The 15,110-nt window shown below is 47.0% G+C and carries 14 protein-coding genes; 11 read left to right on the plus strand and 3 right to left on the minus strand.

The features are described 5' to 3' along the window. The first annotated feature begins 159 nt into the window (after positions 1 to 159). Positions 160 to 1,257 carry a dual-specificity RNA methyltransferase RlmN gene (rlmN, locus tag MHH93_RS17795; RefSeq protein WP_500055086.1) on the plus strand — a complete coding sequence of 366 codons (1,098 nt, stop codon included), beginning with the start codon at positions 160 to 162 and terminating at the stop codon, positions 1,255 to 1,257. A 162-nt stretch (positions 1,258 to 1,419) separates the two neighbouring features. Here the strand turns inward: rlmN and MHH93_RS17800 are convergent, their stop codons facing one another. Then, positions 1,420 to 1,860, minus strand: coding sequence for a GNAT family N-acetyltransferase (locus MHH93_RS17800; protein WP_433748859.1), 441 nt, complete (start codon positions 1,858 to 1,860; stop codon positions 1,420 to 1,422). Between the two features lie 212 nt (positions 1,861 to 2,072). Here MHH93_RS17800 and MHH93_RS17805 point away from each other — a divergent pair, with 212 nt between their 5' ends. The 5 genes from MHH93_RS17805 (at position 2,073) to MHH93_RS17825 (ending at position 7,041) form a co-directional block, all read left to right on the plus strand. Continuing rightward, on the plus strand, positions 2,073 to 2,513 hold the full coding sequence (locus MHH93_RS17805; RefSeq protein ID WP_500055135.1) for a MarR family winged helix-turn-helix transcriptional regulator: 441 nt from the start codon (positions 2,073 to 2,075) through the stop codon (positions 2,511 to 2,513). 101 nt (positions 2,514 to 2,614) lie between these two features. Beyond that, the gene (locus tag MHH93_RS17810; protein WP_500055087.1) at positions 2,615 to 3,724 is read left to right on the plus strand and encodes a glycosyl hydrolase family 8; all 1,110 of its coding nucleotides are present in this window, start codon (positions 2,615 to 2,617) and stop codon (positions 3,722 to 3,724) included. Positions 3,725 to 3,836: 112 nt separating this feature from the next. Further along, a complete protein-coding gene (locus MHH93_RS17815) occupies positions 3,837 to 4,712 on the plus strand; it encodes a diguanylate cyclase domain-containing protein (protein WP_036612242.1) in 876 nt (291 codons plus the stop codon). Between the two features lie 160 nt (positions 4,713 to 4,872). Beyond that, entirely contained in the window at positions 4,873 to 6,168 is a 1,296-nt protein-coding gene (locus MHH93_RS17820; protein ID WP_500055088.1) for a glycosyltransferase family 2 protein, read from the plus strand. Positions 6,169 to 6,312: 144 nt separating this feature from the next. Continuing rightward, a complete protein-coding gene (locus tag MHH93_RS17825) occupies positions 6,313 to 7,041 on the plus strand; it encodes a class I SAM-dependent methyltransferase (RefSeq protein WP_500055089.1) in 729 nt (242 codons plus the stop codon). 189 nt (positions 7,042 to 7,230) lie between these two features. On the opposite strand, the gene MHH93_RS17830 is transcribed toward MHH93_RS17825, so the two are convergent. Beyond that, positions 7,231 to 8,013, minus strand: coding sequence for an ABC transporter ATP-binding protein (locus MHH93_RS17830; RefSeq protein WP_500055090.1), 783 nt, complete (start codon positions 8,011 to 8,013; stop codon positions 7,231 to 7,233). A gap of 73 nt (positions 8,014 to 8,086) precedes the next feature. Continuing rightward, positions 8,087 to 9,313, minus strand: coding sequence for an MFS transporter (locus MHH93_RS17835; RefSeq protein ID WP_500055091.1), 1,227 nt, complete (start codon positions 9,311 to 9,313; stop codon positions 8,087 to 8,089). A gap of 117 nt (positions 9,314 to 9,430) precedes the next feature. On the opposite strand from MHH93_RS17835, the gene MHH93_RS17840 reads away from it, so the two are divergent. The 5 genes from MHH93_RS17840 to MHH93_RS17860 all read left to right on the plus strand — a co-directional run bounded on the left by MHH93_RS17840 (position 9,431) and on the right by MHH93_RS17860 (position 15,091). Further along, positions 9,431 to 10,234 (plus strand): helix-turn-helix domain-containing protein, encoded by an 804-nt coding sequence (locus MHH93_RS17840; protein WP_500055092.1) that lies wholly within the window; start codon positions 9,431 to 9,433, stop codon positions 10,232 to 10,234. Positions 10,235 to 10,589: 355 nt separating this feature from the next. Then, positions 10,590 to 11,507, plus strand: a complete 918-nt coding sequence (locus MHH93_RS17845; protein ID WP_036612224.1) for an ABC transporter permease — start codon at positions 10,590 to 10,592, stop codon at positions 11,505 to 11,507. A gap of 29 nt (positions 11,508 to 11,536) precedes the next feature. Beyond that, on the plus strand, positions 11,537 to 12,418 hold the full coding sequence (locus MHH93_RS17850; RefSeq protein WP_339238692.1) for a carbohydrate ABC transporter permease: 882 nt from the start codon (positions 11,537 to 11,539) through the stop codon (positions 12,416 to 12,418). Positions 12,419 to 12,487: 69 nt separating this feature from the next. Next, complete coding sequence (locus MHH93_RS17855; RefSeq protein WP_500055093.1) at positions 12,488 to 14,083, plus strand: extracellular solute-binding protein; 1,596 nt, start codon at positions 12,488 to 12,490, stop codon at positions 14,081 to 14,083. 39 nt (positions 14,084 to 14,122) lie between these two features. Beyond that, positions 14,123 to 15,091: a LacI family DNA-binding transcriptional regulator gene (locus tag MHH93_RS17860; RefSeq protein ID WP_500055094.1), complete on the plus strand. Its 969-nt coding sequence runs from the start codon at positions 14,123 to 14,125 to the stop codon at positions 15,089 to 15,091. The last annotated feature ends 19 nt before the right edge of the window (positions 15,092 to 15,110 follow it).

Below are 15,110 nucleotides of genomic sequence, written 5' to 3' on the forward strand. Positions count from 1 at the left end.
TAAATATGGTCTGTTGTGCAGATTTACCATGGATAAAACCTCTTGGAAGAAATGCAAAAGCCCTTGTTTTCCCTCGTCAATTTTGGGACAATACGGAGTAGAGGTTTTTTGGGTAGGACCGATAAGCCATATGCTTTCTTGCGAAAAGAGGATTATACAATGAACAAATCATCCATATATGGATTAACATTAGAGCAATTACGTTCCTGGCTGCCGGAGCATGGGCAGAAGAAATCCCGTGCATCCCGGATCTGGGAATGGTTATACCAAGAGCGTGTACACGATTTTCCCGCGATGTCCGATGTCCGTCAAGAATGTTTAGATGTACTCTCCGAGCACTTCACAATGAACTCTCTTAGCGAACATGTGAAGCAGGAATCGGCAGATGGTACCGTGAAGTTTCTGCTTCGGATGCAGGACGGCAACCTGATTGAGACGGTATTGATGCGGCAAAAATACGGACTTACCGTCTGTGTGACCACACAAGTGGGTTGTAATATTGGCTGTAGCTTCTGTGCGAGCGGTCTGATCAAGAAGAGTCGTGACCTGACCGCTGGAGAGATTGTGGAACAGATTATGCATGTACAACGACATCTGGATGCAGCGGGCCAAGACGAGCGGGTAACCAACGTAGTTGTGATGGGTATTGGTGAACCATTCGACAACTTCCAGCACATGAGTGATTTCATCGAAGTCATCAAGGATCGCAAAGGACTGGCACTTGCCGCCAAACGGATTACTGTGTCCACGAGTGGCCTTCCGGACAAAATCAAGGAATTTGCAGACAGCAGTCTGCAGGTTAATCTGGCGATCTCTCTGCATGCACCGAATAATGAACTGCGTACACACATCATGAAGATCAACCGGGCTTTCCCGATTGAGCAATTGATGGATGCAGTCGATTATTATCTGGCTACGACGAACAAACGCATCATGTTTGAGTATATCCTCCTGCGTGATGTTAACGATCAACGTGAGCATGCCGCGGAGCTCGCTGAACTGTTGTCCAGTCGCAGAAGTATGGTCAGCGTGAATCTGATCCCATACAACCCGGTGGATGAGCACAGTCAGTATCAACGGAGTACAGAAGAGTCGATTCTGGGCTTCTATGATACACTCAAAAAGAACAACATCAACTCCACTGTACGTATGGAGCATGGTACGGACATCGATGCTGCTTGCGGACAGTTGCGCAGTAAACAAATGAAGAACAACACTGCCGAAGAATCCCAACCAGACCGTCTGGCACTGGGATAAGACACAACGCGGAGCTGGCGAGTAATTAGGATACTTGGTTGCTATGATCGTGTCTGTACTTGCTCAACACCGTTGTTGGGTCACGAATGAATGTGTTGCCTGAATACAAAACGCCTCTGTATATCACTAAGAAGTGATAACGGAGGCGTTTTTGGAATGTCATTATTTCAGTTTCTTGGTCATCAACAGATGGGGAATGCCGTCTTCCATAAATACGTCCGACGCGGGTGCATATCCGAGACGTTCGTAGAACCCGGAAGCTTGTACCTGGGCGTGCAGTTTGGCTTTCTCAAGTCCATCGGCAACAGCCATCTGCTCCAGCTTGTCGATCAGCACACGACCCAGGCCGTGTTTACGATAATCGAGCATGACACAGATTCGTTCCAATTTGGCGACCTGCTCCACAACGCGCAGCCTGGAAGACGCGGCAGGTACACCGTCTACATAGAGCAGAATATGGCGCGCCTCCGCGTCTAATGTATCATAAGCATCGAATTCATCCACTGCGGGTACACCTTGCTCTTCAACGAAAATAGCGGTGCGAATGGCGAAGCAGGCATCGAGCAATTCCTGATTATTAACTTCAACAATCGTTGTATTCATGAATGTTTCTCCTTTGGACGATAGTAATCATATCCGGGCATGATAAACTGGTATATAGCATAATCATTGCAGCCATTCCATGTGAGTATCATAGTTAAAATTTAATCCAATTTAACTGTAGTTATATCACTATTTATGTTGTGAATGCAACAATTTTATAAAAGGGCGTGAGCGCATTGACTGAAAAAAAAGAAGTGCTACGCGAAATTGGCATGATTGCCCGCTGTCTGGATTCCATCAGTAATGTCGAGTTTCAGCATCTGAACCTGTCCCGTGGACAATATCTCTATTTGTATCGAATCTGTGAGAATCCAGGTATTATTCCGAATCAGCTTGCTGAACTGATCAAAGTGGATCGAACGACTGCGGCCAGAGCCATTAGCAAACTCGAATCGGATGGATTCATCATTAAACAGCCAGCACTGGGTAATAAGAAGAATAAAGTGTTGTATCCCACCGAAGCTGGGCTTGAAGCATGGGAATTTATTCGAAAAGAAGGCGTGCATTCAGATCAGGTGACGCTGGATGGTCTGACGGAGGAAGAGATCGAGACCGCTATTCATCTTCTCAGACGAATGCGCCATAACATAGAAGTGGACTGGAAATTTGTCAAAAAGGGTGGACGGCGGTCCTACATGGATATCTCAGAATGAACAATACCTCTATCCTTGACCCCTACATCCCAGACCCTAGTCGAACCGATCTCAAGGAGCAGAGTCATTATCTCACAATAGCAAAAGTACAGGAGGGAATCATGAAGAGAATGAACCGGAAAACAGTAACGTGGTTGGTCATATTGGTGGTCAGTATTGCAGCAGCGTTCATTATTTTCATGAAGGAGCGGTTCGTGATGAATGAATTATCCCCTACAGTATCCTTTGTCCAAGATCATATGACCAATCCCAATGGTTTACTTGCGTCCTATTTGCAGGAAGCCACATCCGAAAAAGCAGATATCGTAGCAGGCAGAGAGGTTTTATCTGAATCACTTGGTCTTTGGATGCAATATGCTGTAGCGAAGAACGATCAGGCGTTATTTGAGCAAAGCTATGAGCTGCTGACGACCTATTTCCTCATGCCGCGAAAATATATTGCCTGGAAGCTGGATGCTGAGGGAAAATCTCACGTGACCACCAACGCACTCGGTGATGATTTCCGAATTGTCGGTGCCTTATTAAAGGCAGCAGATCAATGGCAACAGGGAAGAGAAGCCAAACTGGCAACGGCCTCGGATATTTCCCGTACACTGACGCAGTCGGTTCAGAATAAAGGATATTATGTTGATTTTCACGATTTTGGCAATGGTTACTCCGCAGATATGTTAAGCCTGGTTTATGTGGATCTACCGTCTCTCCAATTAATGGAAAAGCATGAAATGCTGGAGCCGGGCACATATGCCAAGTACGAATCCATGTTGAAGAGTATGCCGGATGACGGGATATTTTATCCGAAAACATTCAATGTGGAGAAGAAAGAGTATACATATGATGACACAGTGAATCTGATTGATCAGTTGATCGTAGCGAACCATCTAACTGCGACCAGCCGCAAACCGGACAAGCTCATTGCTTTTTTGAAAAAAGAATTCAATACCCGTCATCAGCTGCCGGGACAATATAAGCGTAGTACTCGCACACCTGCGGTATCTTACCAATCTCCATCCGTATATGGACTCGCGATGCTGCTTGCGGTTCAGTCAGGTGATCCAAAATGGGCGAAACAGCTGTATAAGCATATGATCAGCATGCGTAGTCTGGACGCCAGTTATCCAGGCGGATATGTATTTAGTGGAAACACGCATATGTTTGATAACCTGTTTCCTTTGCTTGGGGAAACTGAATTACAGAAGTTACTTAAAAAGTAATAAAAATGTCGTTTAATATATTCAACAATGTGTTAACATAATGTTTGTCTATTCATGTCATATATTGTTTACTCGAAATATCACTAACCAATCTACTGGAGAGAAGAAACCTATGAGGAATAAAGCACCCATCCTTCGTATTGCATGGGGATATGCGAGTTTGATTGGATTAGCCGTAATCCAGCAGCTCGTTGTCTATCTTAAGATTTATATGAATCAGAGTTATACTACACTGGATGTGGTGTTTAGCATTGTGTCGCTTGGAGCGCTGATCCTGGGTTTTGTGATACCTGTCGGGGTATCTGTCGTCGCCGGATTTATCTATCTGGTCTCTTATTTTGTGTGGCTTGTTACCTACGCGGATGTAAGTGTACTTACGTTCTCTTGGTGGCTGCTCATTCCAGCCAATGTGGCTGTGGCTGCTTTTATCAAGGCAAGTCTTGTGCGCAATGCGCGTGTCATGGAGCGTCTGCAGGAGCTTCAGGAGCGTAATCCGGAGATTGATCTAGATACCTCCCTGGGCAATAAGGATGCACTTGCGGATACGCTTGTGAAGCAAAGTAATCTAGCCAGACGTTATTCGGAGCAATATGGATTCAGCATGGCGATGTTCAAGATCGAGTTTTTGCCGTTGGTACTGGAATCACTCGGTTCCGTACGTTATGCACAGTTCCTTCTTGAACTATCCACTACCATACAGAAGCAGATTCGGTTTGAGGATTATAAATTTTTTGTGGATCGAGGACGTTTTGTGATTATCTGTCCAATGACCAATGTGGAGTACTTGCCCATCCTGACACAACGGATCAAAAAAGCCATGATGGATCTGCAAATCATCGATAAAAAGGGAAATGAGTTGCAGACGGTTATTCGATCGGGTGCACTGGTATTCCAGAAGGAACAATTCAGTAAGTATGAGGATATCGATGCTGTTATTGCGGCACTGGAACGGAACACAGAGACAGATCTCATCGGTGAATACATCTAGATGCTATGGGGGAGGAGTATTTCTGTGAATTATTTAACATGGTTTGTTCCATTATGTATTGTAGTTAGCAGTTTCTTTGCCATTACGATTCTTATTTTAACCTTTGCGACTCTTCGTTTTCGAGGGAAAATTAACAGGAAATATGATCGGAGGAAATTGAATGGCTGATTTCCTGCTGTTGATGTCCATCCTCAGTATTTGGATATCCGTCACCGAGTCGATTGTCATTATGGCTGGAGCTATTCGTTTCATTAACAAACAAGAAAAAAAGGGAATTCAAATTCCTGAAAATATGGATGATTACCCCACTGTGACTGTCATGGTGCCTGCGCATAATGAAGGGGTAGTTATCGTGTCTACCGTTGAGCATATATTGCGTCTGAACTACCCTGAGCATAAAGTTCAAGTTATTGTTATTGCAGATAATTGTACAGATAATACAGCAGAGCGCTTGAAGGAACTCAAGGCCAAGACGAGTTATGCAGATCGTGACTTTACCATTCTGGAGCGTACCGGTACAGGTGGGAAGTCGGGAGCTTTGAATGATGGCCTTGAACTGGCGTGGGGAGAATGGATATGTATCTATGACGCAGATGCGGCGCCTGAGCGGAATGCATTGATGTTTTTGACACAAAAAGCATTGGAAAACCCGGAGAAGTATGGTGCTGTATTTGGTCGAAACAAAGCTCGTAATCGGGGTCAGAATTTTCTCTCCCGTTGCATTAATCTGGAACTTGTAACGGTCCAACGTGTTCACCATACGGGGCTATGGGAGTTATTCAAACTGGGCACGATTCCTGGTACGAACTATATTATCAAGGCAGCACTGATCCGTGAGATTGGTGGATGGGACCCTGATGCGATCACGGAAGATACGGCCGTGTCGTTTGATATTCTTACTCGGGGTCAGCTTATTGCATTAGCGCCACAAGCAGAGGCTTACCAGCAGGAACCTGAGCAATTATCGGTATATATGAAACAGCGCCAGCGCTGGTCCAAGGGAAATTACCAGGTTGTTATCGACAATGTGAAGCATTTATTTGACCGTACTAGCTGGAGAATTAAACTGCATGTTCTGTACTATGCTGCAAGTTATTTCTGGTTTATGATCGCTATTATTGTATCGGATATTATTTTTGTCTCGAATCTAGTGTATCAGGTTATTGCATTATTTAATCCGAATGTCATTTCTCCCTTCCAGTTCTCAGGGGATGTTTACGTGTATCTCGTAATAGCATGGGCATTAATGTACTACATTTATGTACTACAAATTAATCTCGCACTCTCAGCAGATATTGGGCAAAGCAATACGCAGAATTTTATTGTGGCCTGCCTCTCCTATTTCACATATGCCCAGTTATTTCTGGTCATATCCGTCAAAGCATTTATCTCGCTTATTGGAGATAAGCTATTCCGGAGAGAAACCAAATGGTACAAAACGCAGCGTTTTGGCTGAGAAACATCAACTTATAAATGAAGGGCTGTTTTCTGGATTCGTTCAGAAGGCAGTCTTTTTTACTATGGAAAGATTGGTTGGCATTCTGTATACTCATACAGGCTGTAAAGAGGATCATGCTTATCCGAAATGGAGGGTCACGGAATGAAGGCCAGAGGATCAGACTTTTACGATGATGAGGCGAATTTCGAGAAGTATATGGAACGTCGCAAGTGGCAGGAGAACGCCAATGATACATTGGAGAAGCCGGTGATGCTGGAGTTGATCGGAGATGTTGCTGGCAAGAATATACTGGACCTCGGTTGTGGAGATGCAAGGTTCGCCGCAGAATTGCTGAGCAGGGAGCGCGAAGGTGCGACGTATACGGGAATTGAGGGTTCGGTGAATATGATTCAGGCAGCTAACGAATCCGTAAAAGGATGGAATGCCCGGATTGAGCAAGCGTTCATGGAAGATTGGACCTACCCGGCCGAAGTGTACGATCTGGTAATATCGAGACTGGCTGTTCACTATATTGAGGATGTGGAGAGCCTGTTCCGGAACATATACAATACCTTGAAAGAGAACGGGACATTTGTGTTCTCGGTAGAACATCCTGTGATCACGTCCACATTGCAACCTTCCGGGACACGAACGGATTGGGTGGTTGATCAGTATTTTGTAGAAGGATTCCGTGAGCAGCAGTGGCTGGGCGGTTCTGTGAAAAAAATGCATCGTTCCATTGAATCCTACTATATGGCATTGCAGCGGGCGGGGTTTCGTGTAGAACATTTACGCGAGTCAGCACCACAACGTGCCCATTTCATAAACGAGGAAACCTATCTGCGCAGGCAGCGTATTCCATTGTTTCTTTTCCTGGCTGCCCGGAAATAGATCGCGGAGAAGAGACAGATGGAATAGCTGAGTTATACTCAGAAAGTAGAAAGTTCTACACAGAAAACGGTGGATAACACTAGATATAGCATTGAAAAGCCCAAAATCTATCCACATGTGGATAAGATATTGGGCTTTTACTGTTAAGTTTCTGCACCTATGTTGCGTGTGCTGTGTATAACCACGTAATTATGAATCGGCCGCAGCTCTGACATACAGACGTTCCCCGTGCCGATCAACTTCCACAGGTGCCTCGAAGAAGTTGCTCAGTACTTCGGTGTTCATCAGCTCGTTCGTGAGTCCGCTATTCACGATTTCACCCCTACGAAGCAAGAGACTGTGACTAAACACGGGCAATATTTCCTCGGTATGATGGGTGACGTAGATGAGCGAAGGGGTGTCTGGACGCTGTGATAATTCACGGATGCTATCCAACAGTCGCTCTCTTGAGAACAGATCCAGTCCATTGCAAGGCTCGTCCAGAATGAGTACGCGCGGATTGGCCATGAGTGCTCGGGCAATAAGGAGTTTCTGTTTCTCACCTTGAGAACAGGTACGATATTCACGATCCCACAGGTGCTGACAGCCCAGCGTTCGCATCAATTCCTTTGCCTGTTCCAGATCATCATCCGATAGCTTGTCATACAAGCCAATGGTGGCATGTTTGCCGCTGATTACGACATACTGTGTGCGGTCCGTGCCGTACAATTTCTCTTGCAGAGACGAACTGACCCAGCCGATGGATTTGCGGAGCTGCCTTAGATCCACATCGCCATATTCATGACCCAGCACGGATATCTTGCCTTCCGTCGGCCAGAGATACCCGGTGATCATGTTCAGGAGTGTTGTTTTGCCGGAGCCATTCAGGCCAAGTAACGCCCAGTGTTCACCGTCATTAACCTGCCAGCTTACATCGTTCAGCAGGGTAAGAGGTCCCCTTTTCCAAGTGACATGCTGTACATCAATAATCATGCGTTATTCCCTCCTTGTTATCCTCGATTGTCCTAGGTGTATTGTAGTCACAACATCAGTGAGGTTTCAACGGTTATCCCGCTGTTCTTGGTTGGTCCTTGCGCAGAAATACGGCACACACACCAAGCAGTGGCAAAAACGAGCATAACTTGATAACAAATGCAACACTGGTCACATCAATTAAGGAACCCAGCACAACCGAGCCAAGTCCAGCCATTCCGAATGACAGGCCAAAAAATAACCCGGATACCGTTCCAATATGCCGAGGAAGCAATTCCTGTGCATAGACAATGATGACGCTGAAGCCGGACATCAGGATTAGTCCAATCATTCCGCACAATACCATGGACAAGACGGGTCCTGCATAAGGCAACAACAGCGAAAACGGTGCAGTACCTGCAATGGAGAACCAGATCATCGGTTTACGCCCATAGCGATCAGCGAGCGGACCACCGAGCAGGGTTCCAACCATGCCTGCAAATTGCAGAATAAACAGACAGATCTGTGCCTGGGAGAGAGGCAAGTGATACGCATCAGCGTAATAGAAGGCATAGTACCCGGTCATGCCAGCAATATATACGAATTTGGAAAACAGCAGCAGGATGAGAATTCCCATTGTAAAAGCGATGAATCCCCGGCTTACAGGCCGAGCTACTAGCTCTGCGCTGCTTGATTTTAGAGGCTGTTGCTGACGAATGCGAGTCTCGGCAAGTTTGTCTCTGTACCAGCGACTGACCAAAGACTGAATGAAGATACCGACCAGGGCAAAGCCCATCAACCACAGAAAACTACGCTGCCCATGTGGCAGCAGGATGAAGGCGACCAGTAATGGAGCAATGGCCTGTCCTGTGTTGCCTCCCACCTGGAAGATCGACTGCGCCATTCCGCGTCCACGGCCTGCTGCCATATGGGCTACGCGTGAGGATTCTGGGTGTAGGATGGATGAGCCTATGCCAATCAGTGCTGCAGAAACAAGCAGCATCCATAACTCGGAAGACAAGGCTAAGCCGAGCACACCGATCAGGGAGAATAACATGCCTCCGGGAAGCAGAATTGGCATGGGTTTGCGATCTGACATATAACCGACCAGGGGCTGAAGGACGGATGCGGTAATATTCAGGGTGAAGGCAATCCAGCCCATCTGGGCGAAACTGAGCTGCATGGTTTGCTGAAACAGCGGAAAAGCAGATGGAACCACCGTCTGCATCGCATCATTCAGCAAATGGGCGAAGCTGACTCCGGCGAGTGCCCAATTGGCGGAAGAGTTGATTTGCATTTTGCTTAAAGTGGCCTGAGCCATGGGAGATCACCTCGAATTATTTTTTCCTATGATAAAAGATACGGTCGGGCATTGTCTTTGTGAAAAGTGCTTGGAAAGTGAGCACGATTTGCTATAATGTCAGCAGGTGAGGAAACGATGGAATTAAACATGACGCTAAATGGGTTGGAATTATGGAAAGCTACCGGAGGGTTCGCGAATGAACCTCATGTGCATGATGAATGGTATCAGCTAACTTTGCCAGTCAGAGGCCAATGTCATCTGGTACAGGAACGGCACACATACCCTCTGAAAGCAGGCAAGGGGATTATTGCTCATCCCCAAACCGAGCATTATTTTGAAATAGGTTCGGATTCGGCAGTCATTGTGATCAAGTTCCGAAAGCCGCCATTAGGCAGTTACGCAAGTGGGGAGATTAGTAGCGGACAAGCTGAGTTTCGACCCACCCATACTTTTGATCCAACGGAGATCAGCAGTCTGTTCCGAGGCTGGAACTCCATTTTGGTAGATGACATGCCGGATTCGCTGCAAGTACAGGAAACAGAAATGGCGGTCGAGATGTATCTAAGACGCATGTTGACGGGGCAGGAAAATGGAAAAGCGATTGTAGATAATCGTACATGTATGGACCCTCATCTCCGCCGGGTGCTGGAGTACATTCACAGTGCCTATACAGGTCCAATGGATATTGATTCGATGGCGATGGTCGCGCATCAGAGCCGGTATCATTTCATGCGTTCTTTCAAGACTCTTACGGGAACAACACCGTATCAATATTTGTTAAATTTGCGTGTAGAAGAAGCATCCAGAAGGCTCCGCCTTACGACGGATTCGGTAACCACCATCAGTTATGAACTGGGATTTTCCAGCGTCAGTCAGTTTTACAGAGCGTTTCAGCGAGTATATGTTATGACACCGATGGAGTATCGGAATCAAGTGTAGAATCAAATGGGCAGTCTCGCGTGTGCGAGACTGTTTTTTGTTACGTTTCAGCATGCCACTGATTTTTGTTGTTGCCAAACATTGAAGACTTTGCTAAGATGGGAAAAAGTTTATGTAAGCGTATACATTTAATCTAAAATTACAACGTTGTAATTATGGTTTTGGAAATTATTAAAAAGACAGAATTACGGTGTAAGGAGGACTGGCTCGAGAAATTGTCTCTTTTTACGCAGGATATTATCGGTTGTTACAAAATGTGAATGGAGTGAATAACAAATACGTCAGTAAAATGAAAGTTCAATTTTATTAAAAAATTCAAACGTTGTAATTATGTGGCGAAGGGGAGTGCTTCACGTTGAAAAAACGCATGTCTACGCTGTTCAGCCTGATTAGACGGGATAAGTATTTGCTGCTGATGTTTTCACCTATCTTCCTGTATTACCTCATTTTTATGTACCTTCCGATGCCTGGCGTGTTGTTGGCATTTCGCAATTTCTTGCCCGGTCAGGGCATGCTCAGCGGGGAATGGGTGGGACTCCGCTGGTTCGAACAGTTCGTGAATTCCATTTACTTCTGGCGACTGCTGCGTAACACGTTCTTGCTTGCATTTCTGCCACTCCTGTTTGGCTTCTCGATCCCCATTCTGTTCGCGGTCTGCATCGTAGAGATCAAGAACCGGACATTCAAGCGATTCGCTCAGACGGTTACGTATCTTCCTCACTTCATCTCCACTGTCGTTGTAGCCGGCATGATCATTAACTTCCTGTCACCAACAGACGGTATTGTGAACACTCTCATCGCGAGTCTTGGCATGGAAAAAGTGAACTTCATGATGGATGCCAGCTGGTTCCGTACCATCTTCACAAGTTCGGACATCTGGCAGAGCTTTGGCTTCAGCTCCATCATCTACATTGCAGCCATTATGGGCATTGACCCCGAGATGTATGATTCCGGCAAAATCGACGGCGTCAACAAATTTCAGGAGCTATGGCACCTGACCCTTCCCAGTATCAAACCAACCATTGTCATTCTTCTGCTTCTGTCACTTGGCGGCATTATGAGCGTAGGTTTCGAGAAGGTATATCTGCTCTACAACGGAGCCACCTATGAAACGGCGGATGTCCTGTCCACCTATGTATACCGGATGGGGATTGAGGGCCAGAATTACGGCTTCGCCACAGCGGTCGGCCTGTTTAACTCCATTATCACTTTTGTGCTTGTGTTTGCTGCCAATTCCATGACCCGCCGCCTGACCAAGATGTCACTCTGGTAAGACTATAACCCGGACCAAAGGAGACCTGTATGCAAAAATCGAGAAGTGACCGTTTGTTCTACGGAGGTGTCTACCTGCTGACCATACTGGCGGTAGTTGTCACGTTATATCCCTTTCTGTACGTCATTAGCATTTCATTCAGCTCGGTGGATGCCATCGACAAACAAAAAGTTGTATTGTGGCCCGTCGGCTTTACCCTGTCAGGTTACCAAATGGTACTGCAATACAAGGAGTTATGGGTTTCGTTCTACAACACCCTCTGGTACACCGTGGTAGGCACACTGTTGAACATTGTGGCCACATGTCTTGCCGCGTTTCCATTATCCAGGCAGCAGTTTTTCTTACGTCGCAAGCTGAATTTTTTCATCGCTTTCACCATGTATTTCTCGGGTGGACTCATTCCGGTCTACATGCTGATTACCTCGCTTGGGCTGTACAATACCCGCTGGGTTATGGTGCTGCCTGTGCTGGTGATTACGTTTAACGTCATGATCTGTCGCTCGGCCTTTGAAGGCATTCCGAATGAGATTTTTGAAAGTGCCAGCATAGACGGGGCCAATGAGATGACGATGCTGTATCGTCTGGCGGTTCCCATCATCAAGCCGACACTGGCTGTGCTCACGCTCTACTATGCCGTATTCCACTGGAACAACTTTTTCTCGGCCCTATTATATCTGGGCAAACAGGATATGCAGCCCTTACAGATGTTCCTGCGAAGGGTGCTGATCATGGCATCACCGGAAGTCATGCAGAAGATGGGCGGCACGATGACATCCGGGGCGCTGGCGGTATCGACCCTGCAAGTACGTTATGTATCCATTGTGGTCAGCATTCTGCCTATTGTCACGATCTACCCGTTTATCCAACGGTACTTTGTTAAGGGAATCACCCTCGGAGCCGTGAAAGGATAGCTTTAATTACTTAAGTGTCATGTCATTCAAGGGAGTTCAAAATGGTTCATACCTAAGGAGGAATGATGGATGAGATTTAAAGGGGCAGGAAGAAAAAGTGTAATGGCAGCGATACTGGCAATCAGCCTGGCGGGATGTAGTGGTGGAACAGGGGCAGGAACCGATGCGGGGAGCACTCCGTCCAGTTCGGAGCCGGCCTTCAATTATACCGGGGCAGGACCGGTAACGGATCAACCGGATGCCAAGCTGTCCATTCTTGGCACTAACGCCTGGACGACCAACGTGGATCTCTCCACCGCAGCTATCGTTAAGAAAATTGAGAGCAACGCCGGTGTTACGGTGGATTGGGATCTCATACCGCCGCAGAACTATGCGGATGCCGTAAATCCGAGGCTGGCTGCCGGTACCGGCTTGCCCGATATCGTGTACCTGCCGGATCAGGATCAACTGATGAAGTACATCAACAGCGGTCTATTCATTCCGATTAATGATCTGGTAGAGAAATACGGCGTGAATCTCAAAAAAATATATGAAAAGTCGCCTTCCGTCAAAGCCAGTTTAACGACGCCAGATGGTAAAATGTATTATGTCCCGCAGCAGACGCTCACTCGCAACTACATGCCGGTATTTATGGTTAACGTGCGCTGGCTGGATAAGTTGGGATTAAGCGAGCCGACAACGCTGGATGAATTCACGGCGATGCTGCGCAAGTTCAAGACAGAGGATCCGAACGGCAATGGGCAGGCGGATGAGATTCCGCTCTCCATGGAAGCCAAATTTGTGTCCATGGCCTTTGGTCCGGCGTTTGGACTTGATCTTTCGAATCAATTCTATGCTGACGATCAGGGCAAGGTGCATTTCAGCTATTATGAGCCAGCGTACAAGGAATATCTGACCTATCTGAACGGACTGTACAAGGAAGGTCTGCTTGGGGTAGATTATGCGAGTACCACGAGTGATCAGGTCACATCGCGGATCTCTCAGGATGTGACCGGCGCAACGTTTAATTTCAGCTGGTACATGTCGATGGTCTACAGCCCGCTGTTCAAGGATTACAATCCGGAAGAGCCGATCATCAAAGGCATTCTGCCACTGAAAGGACCGCATGGCGATCAGTTCTACGTCGGTCGTACCCCGGTTAGCGGCATCTTCGGTATCACGCGGGACAGCAAAAATCCGGAGCTGGCTTTCCGTTTCCTGGATTATGCAGTAAGTGAAGAGGCGCAGACGTATTATACGTGGGGCATCAAGGATGATACGTATACGGAAGAGAACGGCGTGAAGACATTTACGGACAAAGGCAAGGACAATGAATACATTCAGAAGCTCGGCATCGGTCCGGTGAATCTGCCGAACATCCAATCCACCGATTCTGCCGATTCCGTCGTAGCCCCTTGGCATGCAAAGATGGATAAGGAACTGGAGCCGTATGTTCGCGAACCGTTCCCGTTTGTCTATGCCCTGCCGGATGAAGCGAGCGTGGAGAGCATGGCGATGCCTGACATTACCACATATGTGGAAGAGATGAACTTCAAGTTTATTAGCGGTGATGCCAGTCTGGATCAGTTTGACAGTTATATTGAGACGTTGAAGAAGATGAATATAGAGCAGGTTATTGCGGGCAGACAGGCACAATATGATCGTTATAAGGCTGCACAGAAATAGGAAATAGGGTTTCAGGCGTATGAGAGGTGTTGATTGATTTTGATAACCATTAAAGACATTGCCAAACTGGCGGGGGTGAGCTATAGCACAGTATCCAAGGCGCTGAATGATGATCCCCGAATCAAACCGGCTACGAAGCAGAAGGTGCTTGCGGTCGCGGAGAAACATCAATATCGGAAAAATATGCTGGCCCGGCAACTTTCCACCGGCAGAAGCAATATCATCGGCTTTGTGCTGGATGAACTGAGCAATCCGTTATTCTCGAACATCTCCGGCCGTCTGCACACCGAGCTGAAGAAGCGGGGGTATCAGATGATCCTGGTTGTAGCGGATGATGGTGTGGATGTCTTTAGCCAGCTGCGTGTGGACGGATGTATTCTGTGGGACTATGCACTGGAAAATCGGGAGATGTTCTGGAAAAAGTTCGCGACACTCAACATGCCGTGTTTTGTGCTGGGTACAGATGAAGCGCCGAACTCTCCTTACATTAAGATTGATCGCAAAGAAGGACTGTTCAAAGCAGTGGAGCATCTGAAATCGCTGGGGCATAGCCGAATCGGGTTCATCGGCAACTCGCAGAATATTAAACTGGAGGGATACCGGGAAGCGTTGCAGCGTACGGGTCTGGCTTTTAATGAAGACCATGTGCTGCCAGCGTATTCCTCCTGGGAAGACGGGTATTTTGCCATACGTAATCATGCGTTTGGGACAGAGTCGCCGACAGCTTTTATTGGGCTGAACAACCTGGTTACCCGAGGTGCACTTCGGGCTTTGCTTGAGGCAGGTTACAGCGTTCCGCGCGATATCTCGTTAATCGGGTATGATGATCTGCCGGATATGCAGTATGCCGAAGTGGCCTTGACGACGATTGGCCCTTCTCTGGATGAACTGGCCGTGCAGGCAGCAGAGCTGATTGTATCGTTGATTCGTGATGAACAGGTCGATGTTCCGGTAGTCATTCAGCCCAAGCTGAACCTTCGCAATTCAACGGCAATGTGCCGACAATAAGCAAGAGTGAAGCGGTTAT

The organism is Priestia sp. FSL H7-0729 (assembly GCF_038005685.1).
In the GTDB taxonomy this organism is placed as follows: domain Bacteria; phylum Bacillota; class Bacilli; order Paenibacillales; family Paenibacillaceae; genus Paenibacillus.